Origin of the sequence: Oceanisphaera marina (assembly GCF_014643915.1) — a bacterium.
In the GTDB taxonomy this organism is placed as follows: domain Bacteria; phylum Pseudomonadota; class Gammaproteobacteria; order Enterobacterales; family Aeromonadaceae; genus Oceanimonas; species Oceanimonas marina.
On sequence record NZ_BMKE01000026.1, the window covers coordinates 1 to 16,052 of the forward strand.

Annotated in this window: 14 protein-coding genes and 4 tRNA genes; 10 read left to right on the top strand and 8 right to left on the bottom strand. The window is 53.2% G+C overall.

Annotated elements, in window-relative coordinates; translation table 11 throughout:
* Positions 1 to 177: 177 nt before the first annotated feature.
* Both IEW52_RS13435 and IEW52_RS13440 read left to right on the top strand, forming a co-directional pair.
* A complete protein-coding gene (locus tag IEW52_RS13435; protein ID WP_188630592.1) occupies positions 178 to 678 on the top strand; it encodes a putative pterin-binding protein in 501 nt (166 codons plus the stop codon).
* Complete coding sequence (locus IEW52_RS13440; RefSeq protein ID WP_188630593.1) at positions 675 to 2,609, top strand: EAL domain-containing protein; 1,935 nt, start codon at positions 675 to 677, stop codon at positions 2,607 to 2,609. Before IEW52_RS13435 ends, IEW52_RS13440 begins: the two co-directional genes overlap by 4 nt.
* A gap of 86 nt (positions 2,610 to 2,695) precedes the next feature.
* Here the strand turns inward: IEW52_RS13440 and IEW52_RS13445 are convergent, their stop codons facing one another.
* Together IEW52_RS13445 and epmB are read right to left on the bottom strand one after the other, a co-directional pair.
* Positions 2,696 to 3,010 carry a hypothetical protein gene (locus IEW52_RS13445; RefSeq protein ID WP_188630594.1) on the bottom strand — a complete coding sequence of 105 codons (315 nt, stop codon included), beginning with the start codon at positions 3,008 to 3,010 and terminating at the stop codon, positions 2,696 to 2,698.
* Positions 3,011 to 3,042: 32 nt separating this feature from the next.
* Entirely contained in the window at positions 3,043 to 4,071 is a 1,029-nt protein-coding gene (gene epmB / locus IEW52_RS13450) for an EF-P beta-lysylation protein EpmB (RefSeq protein WP_188630595.1), read from the bottom strand.
* Positions 4,072 to 4,104: 33 nt separating this feature from the next.
* Here epmB and efp point away from each other — a divergent pair, with 33 nt between their 5' ends.
* The gene (gene efp, locus IEW52_RS13455; protein ID WP_188630596.1) at positions 4,105 to 4,671 is read left to right on the top strand and encodes an elongation factor P; all 567 of its coding nucleotides are present in this window, start codon (positions 4,105 to 4,107) and stop codon (positions 4,669 to 4,671) included.
* 585 nt (positions 4,672 to 5,256) lie between these two features.
* Here the strand turns inward: efp and IEW52_RS13460 are convergent.
* Positions 5,257 to 6,300, bottom strand: a complete 1,044-nt coding sequence (locus IEW52_RS13460; RefSeq protein ID WP_188630597.1) for a GMP reductase — start codon at positions 6,298 to 6,300, stop codon at positions 5,257 to 5,259.
* Positions 6,301 to 6,521: 221 nt separating this feature from the next.
* Between IEW52_RS13460 and IEW52_RS13465 the strand changes: the two genes are divergently transcribed.
* Positions 6,522 to 6,950, top strand: a complete 429-nt coding sequence (locus IEW52_RS13465; RefSeq protein ID WP_229667958.1) for a VOC family protein — start codon at positions 6,522 to 6,524, stop codon at positions 6,948 to 6,950.
* Positions 6,951 to 7,108: 158 nt separating this feature from the next.
* Complete coding sequence (gene epmA / locus IEW52_RS13470; RefSeq protein WP_188630598.1) at positions 7,109 to 8,083, top strand: elongation factor P--(R)-beta-lysine ligase; 975 nt, start codon at positions 7,109 to 7,111, stop codon at positions 8,081 to 8,083.
* Between the two features lies 1 nt (position 8,084).
* Here epmA and IEW52_RS13475 read toward each other — a convergent pair whose 3' ends face one another.
* The 4 genes from IEW52_RS13475 to rsgA form a co-directional block, all read right to left on the bottom strand.
* Positions 8,085 to 8,585 carry a DUF4136 domain-containing protein gene (locus IEW52_RS13475; RefSeq protein WP_229667959.1) on the bottom strand — a complete coding sequence of 167 codons (501 nt, stop codon included), beginning with the start codon at positions 8,583 to 8,585 and terminating at the stop codon, positions 8,085 to 8,087.
* A 68-nt stretch (positions 8,586 to 8,653) separates the two neighbouring features.
* Positions 8,654 to 11,998: a miniconductance mechanosensitive channel MscM gene (gene mscM, locus IEW52_RS13480; protein WP_188630599.1), complete on the bottom strand. Its 3,345-nt coding sequence runs from the start codon at positions 11,996 to 11,998 to the stop codon at positions 8,654 to 8,656.
* Between the two features lie 63 nt (positions 11,999 to 12,061).
* Complete coding sequence (asd, locus tag IEW52_RS13485) at positions 12,062 to 12,922, bottom strand: archaetidylserine decarboxylase (RefSeq protein ID WP_188630600.1); 861 nt, start codon at positions 12,920 to 12,922, stop codon at positions 12,062 to 12,064.
* Positions 12,923 to 12,966: 44 nt separating this feature from the next.
* A complete protein-coding gene (rsgA, locus tag IEW52_RS13490; RefSeq protein WP_188630601.1) occupies positions 12,967 to 14,004 on the bottom strand; it encodes a small ribosomal subunit biogenesis GTPase RsgA in 1,038 nt (345 codons plus the stop codon).
* A gap of 88 nt (positions 14,005 to 14,092) precedes the next feature.
* Here rsgA and orn point away from each other — a divergent pair, with 88 nt between their 5' ends.
* The 5 genes from orn (at position 14,093) to IEW52_RS13515 (ending at position 15,474) form a co-directional block, all read left to right on the top strand.
* A complete protein-coding gene (gene orn / locus IEW52_RS13495; RefSeq protein WP_188630602.1) occupies positions 14,093 to 14,638 on the top strand; it encodes an oligoribonuclease in 546 nt (181 codons plus the stop codon).
* Between the two features lie 158 nt (positions 14,639 to 14,796).
* Positions 14,797 to 14,872, top strand: a tRNA-Gly gene (locus IEW52_RS13500).
* Between the two features lie 180 nt (positions 14,873 to 15,052).
* Positions 15,053 to 15,128 (top strand) — tRNA-Gly (locus tag IEW52_RS13505).
* 54 nt (positions 15,129 to 15,182) lie between these two features.
* Positions 15,183 to 15,258, top strand: a tRNA-Gly gene (locus IEW52_RS13510).
* 140 nt (positions 15,259 to 15,398) lie between these two features.
* Positions 15,399 to 15,474, top strand: a tRNA-Gly gene (locus IEW52_RS13515).
* Positions 15,475 to 15,551: 77 nt separating this feature from the next.
* Here the strand turns inward: IEW52_RS13515 and IEW52_RS13520 are convergent.
* A complete protein-coding gene (locus IEW52_RS13520; protein WP_188630603.1) occupies positions 15,552 to 15,842 on the bottom strand; it encodes a hypothetical protein in 291 nt (96 codons plus the stop codon).
* Positions 15,843 to 16,052 lie beyond the last annotated feature (210 nt).

The following is a 16,052-nucleotide window of genomic DNA, read 5'->3' on the forward strand; positions in this document are numbered from 1 at the left end:
CGCAGCTTTATTTCCTGGAGAAAAGATCAGCTACTGACTGAAGTTTCAATGTTGCTAAAGGGAGTAGGAAGTGAATTCCACATACGTTATACGTGATTGCTTAACTGTTATAAAGTGCATTCAAGGCGTAATGTTAAAAGATAAGACGATGGCCTGTCGGTTTTAAGGAGCTGTGGTATGAAGCTGGTAGGTGGAATAGTAATGCTGATGTTGTCGTGGCAGGTGCAGGCGTTGAGCGAGCCGGTGATATTGAGTGTGTATGGAGATATCAGGATCAACGAGCGCCATTATGATCAGATGGATTTTACCCTGAGTGAGTTACAAGCACTGACCCAGTCTGATATTACCACCGCTCACCCCTGGTCTACCGGCCCCCAGCATTATCATGGTGTAGACATGAATGCCTTGTTCGGGCTGTTGTTTAATAATCGCCGTGTGCTTGGTTTGCAGCTGGAAGCGCTAAACGACTTCAGCGTTACTGTTGATTGGAGCCAGATTGCGCCCTTTTCTCCTATTCTGGCGTGGCAGGAAAACGATCAGATTATGACTCGGCGCAACAAGGGACCCTTGTGGTTAGTATTGCCATTTGATCGGGTTCCCAAGGTGCAACAGGCCGATTTTTTACACTTCATGGTCTGGCAGCTCAGGGTCATCCGGGTATATTCGGAGCCTGAATGAAGCGAATATTTGCCTCCTATCCGCACATAGACGGCCAGTACGGTCGTGTGCATCCGTTCAAACTCGCATTGGGGGGCATGCTGTTGCTGGGCATTGTCTGGCTGGGCAGCCATGCCACTCATACCCTGATGAATATTCGCCAGCACAATGCCTTGCTGGAACAGCGTACCTATGAAGTTCCCTGGTCTTTAATGCAGCTGCAGCTTGAAATGGGGCGCTTTTTAGATGCGGTGCGCTTGCGCCATGCCGATGCCATAACGCAGGAAGAGTTTATGCTGCGCTATGACATTTTATGGAGTAGAACCCCGATACTGCTCAGCAATCAGTTCAAGAACACCCTGAGTGAGCGGCCGGACTTATGGCTGCTGATCCGCCAGATCGACACGCGAGTACACGAACTGGAACCGTCGGTACAGGCATTGCAGCCCGGAGCCGCAGACTACCTGCTGATTCTGACCGAACTCAGTCCCTATCTTGAGCCTCTTTCACGCACCGTTACCGCCACCATGCACGACAACGTGCGTTTTTATGCCGAGTATGATCAGGCATATCGCAAACTCGGCAAGCAGCTTTATCATCAGATAATCGGGCTGTTTATCGTTCTGGGACTGTTGTTGCTGTTGTTGTTTCGTGAGCTGCGGCGCTATTGGCAGTTGCAGCAGCAGGACCCGCTAACCGGCTTGCCCAACCGGTTTGCCTTGCAGCGACACCTGACCCCCATGATTGAGCAAGCTGTGCCTTTCAGCGTGACGGTATTGGAGTTAAAGGATTTTACCGAATACCACCATCGTTTTGGCTTTAAAGTGATCGACAGTCTGTTGCAGGAATGCTGTTTGCGCTTACAGCACAGTCTGCAGCCCCATGAATTTATCGCTCAGCCCGATCAGAACGGTGTGATGATAGTGGCGCGGGGCGTGGTGGAATTGGAAGAGGTACGGGCGCAAATGTCTCGTTTTCGCCAGGCCTTGGCCGAAAAAGCGGTGATTGATGCACATAACTTTTACATGGAACCCATAATGGGAGTGGTTCTGTATCCTGCCGATGCAGATAATCTGGTGGATCTGCTAGCCAGAGGCGAACTGGCATTGGAGCTGTGTAAAAAGAACAAATCACCCTACGTCTTTTTTGACCCTTCCCTGCTCAAGGAAATGTCGCGTCGCCAGCAGCTGGCGAAGGATTTACCCGCCGCACTGGACAGTGGCAGCCTGAGTCTGCAACTTCAGCCGGTGGTCGAATGGCCAGGTCGGCAATGTATCGGATTACAGGTGTTGATGAGCTGGCATCATCCGAGTTTTGGGGTTATTTCCACCACCGAGTTGTTACGGGTGACCGAGCAATATCAGCGTTCGGAAAGCCTGACATTATGGGCGCTGCGCTCGGTGTGCGCTCAGCTGACGACATGGCAGCGTTACAGCAGTGCCTCGTTATTTATCAGTTTGAAGATACCTACGGCCTTGTTCAGAGCCGGCGTCGAGCAGTCCCTGTTGCAGGTGCTGGAATCATACGCCGTCAGCCCGGAGTCCTTGGTGCTGGAAATTAGCGAAAACGTGGCCATGAAAGATCCGCGCGAATCCATGATTATCATGGAAGGCATTCGGGCTGCGGGGATACGTATTATAATGAGCGAGTTTGGCAGTGGCTGCTCGGCACTGGGCTATCTGTCGCAACTGCCGCTGAACTGGCTGCAACTTGATCCTACCTTTTGCAGTGGTATCGAGCATGAAGGCGGGCCTCGTCGTCAGCTGGAAACACTGGTTGCCATGGGTCAGTTGCTGCAGTTACCCATCATTCATTGCGGGGTCGATCACCCAGCCGAGCTTGCGGTACTGGAAACCCTGGCCAGCCCCTTGCTTGTTCAGGGTGATACGGTAGGCGAAATCTTGCTGGCAACGGAAGTGAGGGCGTGGCTTGAACAATACGGTCAGCAGTAAGCGGTAAGAAAATCCGAACAGGGTAAAGAGTAAAGCCAGACCAGCTCACCCGGTTTGGCTTTCCCTCTTCATTTCTCCCCCACGCCTCACGCCGAAGGCAGGCGCATGAACTGGTTGATGGTTTCGGCCAGCAACTGAATTTTGTGTACCATGCGTGATAGCAGGCCCTGGGCTTCTTCTTCGCTTGCCGTAATCAGTATTTCCAGCTCTTCCGCCAGCTCGGCCACGTAGGGTAAAAAATGATCGGCATGGGTAATAAATTGGCTGTCTTCTCGTAACACGGCACTGAACTTGGCCTGGCCACGGCTACGCAACTCGGCCAGCTTTTTATCCGCATCAATGGCCTGGTGATACAGTTCTTTGAGGGTGTCGTTCAATTTACTGGTAACGGAATCATTCATGGTTATGTTTACCTGTTCTCTATTGAAAAGCGTTAACTTGGCTCCAGGCCAAGATCGATGGGGGTCTTGTTGTGTTCGCCGCCAATTTCTCGCACCAGTTTGGGGACTAAAAAACCGGGTAAGCGCGCCAGCATCTCAGTCATGAGTGCGGTTGCCGTCTTGTCATCAACGGCAAAGTGCGCCGCCCCCGCCACCTTGTCCAACTGATGCAGATAATAGGGCAGAATGCCGGCGGTAAATAAGCGTTCCGACAGTTCACACAAGGCGTTGGCGTTATCATTAACACCGGCGAGCAAGACACTTTGATTCAGCAGGGTAATACCAGCCTGACGCCAGGCTCCGAGCCGTTGACATAAATCATCGTCAATTTCGTTGGCATGGTTGATATGCAATACCATCACCGCCTGCAGGCGACTGTTGCTTAGCCGTTGCAGCAAGTCGCCAGTCAGTCGCGACGGAATGACCACCGGCAGCCGGGTATGAATGCGCACTCGGGTCAGGTGAGAGATGGACTCCAGCCCCTCGAGCAGGGTCGCCAGCTGCGCATCCTTGGCCATCAGCGGATCTCCACCGGACAGGATCACTTCATTGATTTCGGGATGAGCGGCAATATAATCGAGCGCCTCGTGCCAGCCCGCCTGATTGGGGCTGTTATCGGCGTAGGGAAAGTGCCGGCGAAAACAATAACGGCAGTTGACGGCACAGCCGCCGCGCACTACCAGCAGCACGCGAGAACGATACTTGTGCAGCAGGCCGGGCAGGGCGCTGTGATGCTCATCGAGGGGATCGGTTACAAAACCGGGCACCTCGTCGAACTCCTCGACCAGCGGTAATACCTGGCGCAGCAGCGGATCATTGGCATCCCCCGGGCGCATTTTGGCGGCAAAGGGACGGGGTACACGCATGGGAAACAACCGCCGGGCCCTGAATCCTGGCTGCCAGGATTCAGGGTCAAGCTGCAGGTAATGTAACAACTGCTCGGGAGTCGTAAAGGCCTGGGCAAGTTCTTTTTGCCAGTTAATATGTAAATTTCCCTGCTTTAGGGGTATGATTGCCGGCATTTTCTGCAACTCTGTCTAACTCACGAGGGTAAAATGGCCTCTTATAGTACCAATGATTTTCGCTCTGGCCTAAAAGTTATGCTGGATGGCGAACCGTGTGCCATCGTTGAAAACGAATTTGTAAAGCCGGGTAAAGGTCAGGCGTTCAGCCGCGTGAAGATCCGCCGTCTGCTTAATGGCAAGATGCTGGAAAAAACCTTCAAGTCGGGTGAGTCCCTGGAAGCGGCCGATGTGGTCGATATGGAAATGGCCTATCTGTATAACGATGGCGAGTTCTACCATTTCATGGACAACGACACCTTCGAGCAGTTGGCTGCCGACGATAAAGCGGTAGGTGACACCCGGTTGTGGTTGAAGGAACAGGATGTATGCACCCTGACGCTGTGGAACGGTGCCGCCATTTCTGTTACTCCGCCCAACTTCGTTGAGCTGGAAGTGGTCGAAACCGATCCGGGCCTGAAGGGCGATACGGCGGGTACGGGTGGCAAACCTGCCACGCTGACGACCGGCGCCGTGGTTCGTGTACCTCTGTTCATCCAGATTGGTGAAGTGTTGAAAGTAGACACTCGCTCTGGTGAATATGTATCACGCGTAAAATAAGCGAATCGCGTTACATAAAAAAACGGCGCCTTTTGGGCGCCGTTTTTTTATGTAAAACAGCTGTCAGCCATCAGCTTCTGGCAGTTATACCAATCTGGAAAACTAACTGATCTATTTAGCTACCCTGTAAAGGTCGAACGAAGGGGCTACTCCACCGACACGCCTCAATAATGCCACTCACCATTTCAGCCTACTGCGAACATTCACTGGATGTTCGGTCAGGCTGAAATAATTCGTCTCGGCGAGGCTAGCTCGCCCCCTGCACGCTCAGCACATGACGTCCTGTCATGTGATGGTCGCCTGAGTAGACCCCTTCATCCGCCCCTGTGCTGCGGCGTCGCCTGTGGGAACGCTTAGCAGACAACTCGGTGCTTAAGGAGAGGCAACAGAGTTCGGCTCCCACGACCGTGAAATGCCAAGGAAGGTATTTCCCGAGCCCCCAAGGATGGGTTTATGGCGTGTTGCGGGAGGTGATTCTGTTGCCTTTCGTTCCGAGCTTTAAAATCGATCATATTTTTACTTAGATTGGTATTAACAGACAAAGCCTGTCGGTTGCTGTTATCTGATGGCTGACAGCTTACCGCTTTATTCCTTGCCGTATACGTTGTTTTCTTGCTCACGTACGCGAATAAAGGTGGTGCGTTTGGTCAGCTCTTTCAGGCGCTGTGCACCCACATAAGTACAGGTTGAGCGTACGCCGCCCAGAATATCCTGAATGGTATCTTCTACCGGACCACGAAAGGCCAGTTCAACGGTTTTGCCTTCGGCGGCACGATACTTGGCTACGCCACCGGAATGCTTGCCCATGGCACTGGAAGAGCTCATGCCATAAAACTTCATGAAGGTGTTACCGTCACGCTCGACCAGCTCGCCACCACACTCTTCGTGTGCGGCCAGCATGCCGCCCAGCATGACGAAGTCGGCACCGCCACCAAAGGCCTTGGCCACGTCACCCGGACAGGTACAACCGCCGTCCCCAATGATTTGACCACCCAGGCCATGGGCGGCATCGGCACATTCGATAATGGCCGACAACTGTGGATAGCCCACACCGGTTTTAACGCGGGTAGTACATACCGAGCCCGGGCCTATGCCCACTTTAACGATGTCGGCACCGGACAAAATCAGCTCTTCTACCATTTCACCGGTCACCACGTTGCCGGCAATAATGGTGTGCCCTGGCCACTGCTTGCGGGCTTTGCTGACAAAAGACGTGAAGTGCTCGCTGTAACCGTTGGCTACATCGATGCAGATAAAGGTCAGCTCTTCGGACAGGGTTAAAATCTGCTGCAGCTTTTCAAAGTCTTTTTCAGAGGTGCCGCTGGAGACGACCACGTGCTTGAGCACATCGCTGTTCTGGGCTGCAACAAATGCCTGCCACTCATCTACAGAATAATGCTTGTGTACCGCAGTCAGGATCTGATGCTTCGCCAAGGCCTGGGCCATCTCAAAGGTCGCTACTGTATCCATGTTGGCTGCAATAATCGGTACACCAGACCAACGGCGTCCTGAATGCTTAAACACAAATTCGCGGTTCAACTCTACTTGAGACCGGCTGTTAAGAGTAGAGCGCTTGGGGCGAAAAAGTACATCGCTAAAGCCCAGTTTCAAGTCTTCTTCGATACGCATTGTGGTATTACCTCAGTAAGTGACAGGCACAAAAAAACCGGGGGTTTCTTAGGCCCCCGGTTTTCAGCATTCTAGGTTTATGAAATCTTTTTGCAACTATCTTGACCGATAATTCAGGAATTAATTTATTCCGTTGGCTTGAGTCAGACTTATAAACGGCAATGCTGCTGTTATTTTGTACAAAACTGCGTCATGATGTTAGCAAATGTAGCCTGGAGGGGATGACGATGGCACTGTTCGAGATAGTGGGGTTGGATCATTTGGTACTCCGGGTACGAAACCCTCATCGTATGCTGGATTTTTACTGCCGGGTGCTGGGTTGCAAGCTGGAGCGAGAAAAAGCGGAGATCGGGCTTTATCAACTTCGAGCCGGCGCTCAATTTATCGATTTGGTGGATATTCGTGGCCCGTTAGGCGGCGATGGACTGCCGGCGGATCAGTGTCGATCCAACATGGATCATTTTTGTTTGCAGATTACGCCGTTTCAGCCCGATGAGCTGGGTGCCTACCTGGCAAAAAACGGGATCATTTACGAAGTGCCGGTCAACCGTTACGGGGCCCAGGGCGAAGGCCTGTCACTTTACCTTTACGACCCCGAAGGTAACCAGCTGGAGTTGAAAGGTAGCCCCCTGGGCAGCCTTGAGCTTTAAGCTGTCAGACCCCTGCAGAGCGTCAGTTCACGTACCCATGAAGGGCATGGACGTGATGAGTATGTTGAATGAGCTCGGCGCCGTACTTTCCTCATTAAAAGGCTGCCTAACCGGTGAGTTAAGGGTAACATTCCTTTCATTTTTGTGGGATGAAATCCATGACGTCTACTGCCTGGTCGCCAACGGCCCCTCTTGCACTATTACAACAACGGGCCCGGTTACTGGGTCTGATTCGCGGCTTTTTTGCCGAACGTCAGGTACTGGAAGTGGATACTCCCACCATGGCCAGTGCCGGTGTGACTGATGTGCACCTGGAAAATTTCAAGACGCATTTTGTTGGCCCCGGCATGGCTGCTGGCATCGAGCTATATCTGCAAACCTCACCCGAATTTCATATGAAGCGTATGTTGGCGGCGGGCTATGGGGCTATTTATCAAATAGCCAAAGCCTACCGTAATGAAGAATCCGGCCGTTTGCATAATCCGGAATTTACCATGCTGGAATGGTATCGTCCCGGGTTTGATCATCATCAGCTGATGGATGAAATGGCCGATTTACTGCAATTGGTGCTCAACACGGCGTCTCCTACCAGAATCACTTATCAGCAAGCCTTTATCGAGACCTTGGGCGTGTGCCCGCTGACGGCGTCACTGGATGCGCTCCGCGAGGCAGGGCCAGGCCTGGGGGCCGATGATTTACTGGCGCGAGAAACAGACCGCGATACCATACTGCAGCTGTTGTTTGCACTGGGAGTGGAGCCGCAGATTGGCCAGCTTGAGCCCTGCTTTGTGTATGACTTTCCCGCCAGTCAGGCGGCGCTGGCTCGCATCAGCCCGAAGGACGCCAGAGTGGCGGAGCGCTTCGAGGTGTATTTCAAGGGTATTGAACTGGCCAATGGTTTTCATGAACTCAGTGACGAGCGTGAACAGCGACGTCGTTTTGAGCTGGACAATCAGGCTCGCGAAGAAAGGGGCCTGGCCACTCGGCCGATAGATGAATACTTGCTGGCCGCCCTGGCTGCCGGTTTACCGGACTGTGCGGGCGTAGCCTTGGGTATCGATCGACTGGTTATGCTGGCCGTGGGCGCCGAACGACTTGATCAGGTGATTGCCTTTCCTGTTACCCGCGCCTGAGCTATTTCACCGGGGGATAGGTTGCCAGTAGCTCGGCGACTTGCTGTTCAATACGCCGGCTGCGCTCGGCTCCATTGAGCCGCTCGGCGGGAAAAGCCGATGAATGTGTGCTGCGCCAGACCACACGCTCACTTGCGGGGAGTGTCAGCCAGAGCAGCAGCTTTTGCTGGCGTACGGCCCCGTACACTCTTTCTTCATCATCCCGGCCATGGCCATGGCGAGACAGCATGCGTGGCATGGTCGTCAGCAGTCTGGTTTCTGGTTTTAACTGATAGTGTAACCACAGCGAAGCCTGCTCGGGAGCCGTTACTTTCAGCCCTCGAGCGGGGAGCCGTGCGCGCGCGGCAGCGGCAATGCGGGCGCCATCCAGCGAGTCGAGATCACTGTCCGGTGCCAAAGATACGCTGTTAAAACGAGTAAAATCAACATCTTCTGCATAGTCATAAGCAGGGGTACAAGCGCCGAGCAGCAATACGATAATCAACAGGCGTAGTATGCGCATGATCAGCTCCGGTTGGATGTCTTTATAGTTATTGCCAACCGGAGCTGAAAAAGCAAGCTCAGCAGCGCTTAGTCGCTAGCTTTGCCTGAATCACTTGCCTTGTTGAAGTCTCTGGCTTTCAGCATGTCCGTTATCGGCTGTTCACCCAATAAACGAATATCGACCTGCTGATGAGGTATTTTTATCTCGTGCTGGCGCAGGCGGGTTAACAGCAAGTTATGCAGCTCGTGAGTCATAGGCATACGATAGCTCATATCCTCTACATATACTCGTACCTCATAGACCAGCGCCGAGTCGGTAAGCTCGACCAGAAACACTTCTGGCACCGGGGTGTCGAGAATGCGGCTGCACTCGCCAATGGCTTCGTAGGTGAGGCGCTGTACCAGGTCGGTATCCGCATCCAGGCGCACCCGAACCAGGAGTCGCACGCGGGTAATGGCGTCAGATAACGACCAGTTAACGAATTGCTCGGTAATGAAGGCCTTGTTGGGGACTATGATTTCCCGACGGTCCCAGTCCACTATGGTGGTGGCGCGGGTTTTTATTTTAGAGATGGTGCCTGTCAGCTCGCGAATGGTCACGGTATCGCCAATGCGGATCGGCTTTTCAAACAGGATAATGATGCCTGATACGAAGTTGGCAAAAATTTCCTGCAAGCCAAAGCCCAGGCCCACCGACAGGGCCGCCACCAGCCACTGGGTTTTCGACCAGTCGATACCCAGCATGGCAAAGGTGGTAAAGGCACCAATGATCAGCACCATGTATTTAGAGATGGTGGTAATGGCAAACCCGGTGCCTGGCGATAAATTCAAGTGCTGTAAGACGCTCAGCTCCATCAGTCCCGGCAGGTTGCGGGCGGTGATCCAGGTGAGCACCACCACAAACAAGGCAATCACCAGATCCTTGAGTGAAATGGGCAGCAGGGCGTCTTCCCCGGCCAGCGTGCTGGATACCTGCCACACCTCTATGCTGTCGAGAAAGCTGAAGGCGGTATTAATTTCCGACCACAACAGCATCAGGCTGAGCAGGTACCCCAGCATCAGCGCCGAGCGCAGCAGCCCCAGCGACTGGGCACTTATGGTATCAAGATCGACTTCGGCCACGGCCGCCGCTTCCGCTTCCGGACTGGCAGGCGTTTCTGTCGGATCATCCTTTTCTTTGCGCTGGGCGAGAATCTCGGCTCGCCGGCTTTTCGCCCGTTCAAAGGCCAGTCGTCTGCGTTGGATCAGCATCCAGCGGCGCACCAGGTAGTAAAACATCAAGAAGCTCATGCCCACCAGCACCGAGACTTCCAGTTGCCGCAACAGTGTGTGCGCCGTGTAGAGGTAGCCCATTAAGGTGGCCACCAACGCCAGCAGCGGGGCGATGATCAACACTCCCCACAGGAAATGGTTCACCACGGTTAAGCGCTCCTGGCGAGGAGGGGATACCAGCAAGGGCAAATCTTCTCGATACATGCGCCAGGAAAACAGGCTGGTTAACAGGCAGATGACGATAAAGCTCAGCCGCCCCAGGGTATCGTACAGGGAGTATTCCCGATAATCGCGTGCCAGATACAAGATCAATAACGCGGGCAGCAAAGACAGCATCAGGCTTTGAAACTGGCGCCAAATGCGTCGTACCCTGTCATGAGGTAGGTTAAAGTGTGTAATCAGCAGGCCTTTGCTCATCATCAAGTTACCGGCGACCAGTAAAATAAACACCGGCAGCATCAGCTGATAAAGGGCATGTGCCAAGGCCAGCACCACGGGCGGAGCCCAGGGAGAGTCGATGGCACTGCTGAGCAAAGACAACAGCGCCGGCAAGGGCATGGCGGTTAGCAAACTTAACAGCAGGGTGTTGAAGGTATAGTCATATCTGTCTTGAGTCACATTGCCAATATGGGCGCTGATTTTTTCCAGATAGGTCCGTAGACTGCGACGGCTCATGATCCACAGATAGATGACGAGCAGTGAGCTGACACCATACAGAGTCAGGCTAGCCACACTCTGTTGCAGCAAGGTCTGCGGCAGGGCTGTCCAGGTAGACAAGGTTAACAGCCAGCCTACGGTTTCCATTAAGGCAGTAGGGAACTGGCTGCCGATGGGACGCAGATCCGGCAGCCAGAACAGACGTTCGTCGGTCAAGGCGCGAATCTCCTGCAACTGACTGTTTTGGCGGCTGTAAGCGACCTTCAGGCGTGTTTGTTCATGGATCTGGTTATCGAAGGCGCTGATCAGCCGTTCCAGCAATCGCTGCTGAGTGGCCAGTAGCTCGTCAATCTGCAGCCGCTGTATGTCCGTGATGCCCTGGGCCTTGTCGCTAAGCAGTAATTCGGTGCGATAATTATTGTTTCTCAGGCTATCAAGCGATTCCTGATAGCCGTATTTATCGACCCGGCTCTGTACGATGCGCGCTTCAAGCTGGGGCAGTGAATAGGGTTGAGGCAATTCACTGAGACGATTACGCAGGTTTTCGCCAAAGCCGCGGCTCACCTGTAACCATTCCAGCTGCTCTTTAAGATTCACCTTCATGTCGGCCAGCTCTGAAGCGGCACGCTCCACGGTTTGGTACTCCAGCTGTAGCGCCTCTACTTCGCGGCTTTTCTCACTCAACAGGGCTGACAGACGCTGGTTGATTGTTTGCTGTTCAACCAGTAGTTGCGAGTCGGTTTCCACTTCATCAAGCAAGCGATCGCTTTCGGCAATGGTGGCTTCGGTAGAGGCGCGACGTAATTCATTTTGTCGTTGCTGCAATGCCTCGATGACGAGGTCGATGTCTTGCAGCTGACGATGCAATATATCCAGCTTCAGACGATTGATGCTGTCTTTGTTGCTGGAGGAAAGCTGCTCGAGCTCCAGCGCCTGAATGCGGTGTTGCAGGTTTTGCTCACGCGCGATGATCAGGGTGCGAACGGCGGTTTCCTGACGACCCCGGGTACCGTTGAACTGGAGCTTGTCCAGCGATTGCTGGGTATCACGTAGCTGCTGGCGCAGATCGTCGAGCAGGTCATGCAGGCCGCTGTTGCTCAGCTCTTGCAGGTTAAGAGCGTTGGTCAGTTCTTCTCGTTGCCGCCTAATCCCCAGCCGCTGCGCCTGGGCTTCGACCAAGGCTTGTTGCACCGCTTCTTCATCCAGCCCGGCGATATAATCCAGATTGGTCGGCTTGAGATTGGCTTGCTGTTGCTCGAGCTTTTTCAACTCGGACGGATAGTCATCCATAAACGTCTTGAAGCTGGCTGCCTGTTCCTTGTAGCGCTCCCCTTCACGTACCAGCTGCAATGCCTGATTATAGTCTTCGCGCAGCTTTTTCAGCTCGGGTTGATCTCCTTCGGGCACCTCGGCTAACAGCGACTCGATATCGGCAACACTCTGATCGGCCAACAGCGGGGTGGGGAGTAATAAGGCGAGTAACAACAGGATGGGGGCAAACACGGCGAGCTCTCAACAAAAAGAAATATCAGACCGCGGCTGATGATTCAGCCGCGGCAATCAGTGTTAGTGCTGATTTATGTAACCAAACTCGGTGCCCATACGGGTGGGCGTGCCGGGCTGTAATTGTTCCGATAGTGTAACCTTGCCCGGAGCAAACAAACACACCACGGTACTGCCCAGTTTGAAGCGTCCCATCTCTTCACCTTTGGCCAGGCGTGGCGCGGTAGCCGGGTCATAATCCCAGCGTTGAATGCGCGTTCCTGCGGGTGGCGTGACGGTGCCCGACCACACGGTTTCTATGCTGGCCACTATGGTAGCGCCAACCAATACCATGGCCATGGGGCCGGCGGCGGTGTCGAACAGGCAGACGACCCGTTCGTTACGGGCAAACAGCTCGGGCACGCGAGACGCGGTAAGCGGATTGACCGAAAACAATTCCCCTGGCACATAAATCATGGTTTTCAGGGTGGCGTCTATGGGCATGTGAATGCGGTGATAATCCTTGGGCGCCAGATAAATGGTGGCAAAGTCGCCGCCCATAAACGGCTCGGCCAATGCCTTGTCGCCTCCCAGCAAGGTGCGGGCGCTGTAATCGTGGCCTTTGGCCTGAATGATGCGCCCTTGCATAATGGGAGCCAGCTGACTGATAGCGCCGTCTACCGGCATGGCAAGCAGGTTTTCCTCTTCAACCACGGGGCGGGCATCGGCTTTCAGGGCGCGGGTAAAAAAGTCGTTGAAGCTGGCGTAATGAGCGGGGTCTTCATACAAGGCCTCGCTCATGTTGACCTGGTACTGGCGAATGAAGCGTTTGATCAGCCATTGGGGCAGACGAGTGCCTTCTGTGGCGGCCAGGCGGCCAACCAGGCGGGATACCAGATGCTTGGGCATCAGATACTGCAGCAAAATTTTTAAATGATCAGTCATTGTGATTCCGAAAAGTAATCATTAATCATAGTGAGACGAGTTAATCAGAGCGAATTGGGATGATGGCGCGTCGGCTTGTCGGCCATGGCCGACATGATACGGTGATAGCTTTCCAATCGCTCGGGATGAATGTTACCGTTTTCTTTTGCTTCCTGGATCAGGCAGCCCGGATCGATGCCGTGTTTGCAGTCACGAAAACGGCAGCCGCCCAGATACTCCCTGAATTCACGGAAGCACCAGGCGACGCGTTCCGGTGCCAGGTGCCAGAGCGAGAATTCGCGAATACCGGGAGAATCGATCAAGGTACCACCAGAGGGAAAATGATACAGCCGTGCCGTGGTGGTGGTGTGCTGACCGAGCCCCGAGTTATCGGAAACCGCACCGGTAACCGCTCCCACATGAGGCATGACCGCATTGACCAGCGAAGATTTGCCCACACCAGACTGGCCGACGAAGATACTGGTGTGCTCGTTGAACGCCTGCTTTAATTGCTCAACTCCTTCGCCGGTATCGCAGCTTACATAAAGTACCTGATAACCAATGTCGCAATAACGTTGCAGCAGTTGTTCTGCCTGTTGGCGCTGTTCGTCGCTGAGCAAGTCGACCTTGTTCAGCACTATCATGGGCGGCATTTCCACGTCTTCTGCGGCCACCAGGTAGCGATCGATCACGTGGCAGCTAAGCTCTGGCAGCACGGAGGATACCAGCACAATCTGGTCGATATTGGCGGCCACCGGCTTAACGCCATCGTAAAAATCGGGACGAGTCAGCACGGTTTGTCGAGGATGCACGGCTTCCACCACGCCACTGATGCCCTGGCTGGTATCCAGACCCGGGCGCCAGACTACGCGATCGCCGGTGACAATCGAAGACAGGGTGCGTCTGAGGTTACAGCGATGAATCTGCCGTTCGTTATCTTCAATATCGGCATGCTGGCCAAAGCGACTGATCACCAGCCCTTCTTGCTGTGGCCCGAGTTGACTATCGTCTATGGTATCGGCGGCGTTGCGCTTGAGACGACGGCTGTGATTATCACTGACCCGTCGTGACTGGCCTTTGCTGAGCTTTTTTCTCTTGGTCATGATATCCCTAAACCTGCATTTATTGGTGGCTATGATACACTTTCCTGTTTCAACTTGTCCCTATTGCCGCCGAGCTTTGCGAGATAATATGAGCGTACACGCAGAAAACCTGGTCTGGATAGATCTGGAAATGACGGGTCTTGACCCGGATGAACACAAGATTATCGAAATTGCCAGTATCATTACCGACAAAGAGCTGAACATTCTGGCAGAAGGCCCGGTGTTGGCGATTCATCAAAACGACGCCGAACTGGCGAAGATGGATGACTGGAACGTGCGCACTCACACCGGATCCGGGCTGGTGGCACGCATAAAGGAAAGTCGGGTAACGGAAGCGCAGGCGATAGCCGAAACCCTTACCTTTTTACGACAGTGGGTGCCAGAAGGCAGCTCACCTCTGTGTGGTAATTCCATTGGTCAGGACAGACGCTTTTTAGTGCGGCATATGCCGGAGCTGGAGGCCTTCTTCCACTATCGCAATGTGGATGTCAGTACGGTTAAAGAGCTGGTACGCCGCTGGCAGCCTGAGTTGTTGGAACAATTTACCAAGAAAGGCAGTCATCAGGCACTGGATGATATTCGTGAGTCCATTGCTGAATTACAGTTTTATCGCAAGATGGTGTTCAAGATTTAAGCTGAAATCGCTGTTTTGTCGAGGAATTAACCAAATGACAGGGCGGGGGCAAAAAACTCTTGCATTCAATCAATCCGCTCGTATAATTCGCCTCCCGTAGCCACTGGTAATTGTGAAGCAAGCCACTGGTTACGAAAAGTTAGTTAAGAGTAATGAGTGCGGGAATAGCTCAGCTGGTAGAGCACAACCTTGCCAAGGTTGGGGTCGCGAGTTCGAATCTCGTTTCCCGCTCCAAATTNGCGAGTTCGAATCTCGTTTCCCGCTCCAAATTGAAAGGCATGGGTTACCAGACCGGTGTTTTGCAGGTTAAAGTAGTAAGCAAGTTTAGCGGGAATAGCTCAGTTGATAGAGCTAAACCTTGCTGAAGTTGATGAGGGTTGCGACGCGGCCCCATGCACAGAGTTAAAGATTACTGCGGGAATAGCTCAGCTGGTAGAGCACAACCTTGCCAAGGTTGGGGTCGCGAGTTCGAATCTCGTTTCCCGCTCCAAATTAAACGGTAGCGTTACCAGAACGATATCGTGTATGTGTTTTAAGCTTTATTGCGGGAATAGCTCAGCTGGTAGAGCACAACCTTGCCAAGGTTGGGGTCGCGAGTTCGAATCTCGTTTCCCGCTCCAAATTAAACGGTAGCGTTACCAGAACGATATCGTGTATGTGTTTTAAGCTTTATTGCGGGAATAGCTCAGCGGGTAGAACATAACCTTGCTGAAGTTGATAGAGGGTCGCCGCGACCGCTCGCAGAGTTAAAGAAAGTTTAGCGGGAATAGCTCAGCTGGTAGAGCACAACCTTGCCAAGGTTGGGGTCGCGAGTTCGAATCTCGTTTCCCGCTCCAAATAACAAAAAAGCCGACCATTGGTCGGCTTTTTTGTGTCTGCTTTTCGGCTGTATATTGCCTGCATGTTTGTTATTTCAGGGCGTAGCTGTATCTTCCAGCGTGCTCTGCGCGGTATCGGCATACCCCTCTGGATTATCGGGATGTGCTGCTGCGTAGTCCAGCCATGCCAGGCCCACTTTGCTTATCCGGTTGGCCGCATCTACATCAATGGCAACATCTTCTTGATAGAGGGAAAAGTCGATCAAGGCTTCAGTATCCTTGAAGGCCATCCTAAGTTGTGCTGCATCCTTGTTGAGATCGCCGTGCTGCGCCATGTAGTCACGCAATACGGTATAGAGCGTACGACGCTCCAGATGGAAAGACATCGTCATCCTCCTTTTCGCCAAAGTTCCTGATTTAAGTAGTTAGTGCAAGTATGAAGGGAAAGCAAAGTCTATCAGCAAAGCAGGAGTGCCCGGTTGCTCATTTTTAATGCTGATTGAAGTAAAAGCATTGCCTTGTGCAGGGGCGAATTTACTCGACCAAGAACGGCAGCTCCGGTTAAAAGAGATCCAATGAATTCGACCCTAGCAGTG

Excerpts from the sequence above, each read along its gene's own strand:
- IEW52_RS13435 (WP_188630592.1), top strand. The coding sequence starts at position 178 with ATGAAGCTGGTAGGTGGAATAGTAATGCTGATGTTGTCGTGGCAGGTG.
- IEW52_RS13440 (WP_188630593.1), top strand. The coding sequence starts at position 675 with ATGAAGCGAATATTTGCCTCCTATCCGCACATAGACGGCCAGTACGGT.
- IEW52_RS13445 (WP_188630594.1), bottom strand. The coding sequence starts at position 3,010 with ATGAATGATTCCGTTACCAGTAAATTGAACGACACCCTCAAAGAACTG.
- epmB (WP_188630595.1), bottom strand. The coding sequence starts at position 4,071 with ATGCCGGCAATCATACCCCTAAAGCAGGGAAATTTACATATTAACTGG.
- efp (WP_188630596.1), top strand. The coding sequence starts at position 4,105 with ATGGCCTCTTATAGTACCAATGATTTTCGCTCTGGCCTAAAAGTTATG.
- IEW52_RS13460 (WP_188630597.1), bottom strand. The coding sequence starts at position 6,300 with ATGCGTATCGAAGAAGACTTGAAACTGGGCTTTAGCGATGTACTTTTT.
- IEW52_RS13465 (WP_229667958.1), top strand. The coding sequence starts at position 6,522 with ATGACGATGGCACTGTTCGAGATAGTGGGGTTGGATCATTTGGTACTC.
- epmA (WP_188630598.1), top strand. The coding sequence starts at position 7,109 with ATGACGTCTACTGCCTGGTCGCCAACGGCCCCTCTTGCACTATTACAA.
- IEW52_RS13475 (WP_229667959.1), bottom strand. The coding sequence starts at position 8,585 with ATGCGCATACTACGCCTGTTGATTATCGTATTGCTGCTCGGCGCTTGT.
- asd (WP_188630600.1), bottom strand. The coding sequence starts at position 12,922 with ATGACTGATCATTTAAAAATTTTGCTGCAGTATCTGATGCCCAAGCAT.
- rsgA (WP_188630601.1), bottom strand. The coding sequence starts at position 14,004 with ATGACCAAGAGAAAAAAGCTCAGCAAAGGCCAGTCACGACGGGTCAGT.
- orn (WP_188630602.1), top strand. The coding sequence starts at position 14,093 with ATGAGCGTACACGCAGAAAACCTGGTCTGGATAGATCTGGAAATGACG.
- IEW52_RS13520 (WP_188630603.1), bottom strand. The coding sequence starts at position 15,842 with ATGTCTTTCCATCTGGAGCGTCGTACGCTCTATACCGTATTGCGTGAC.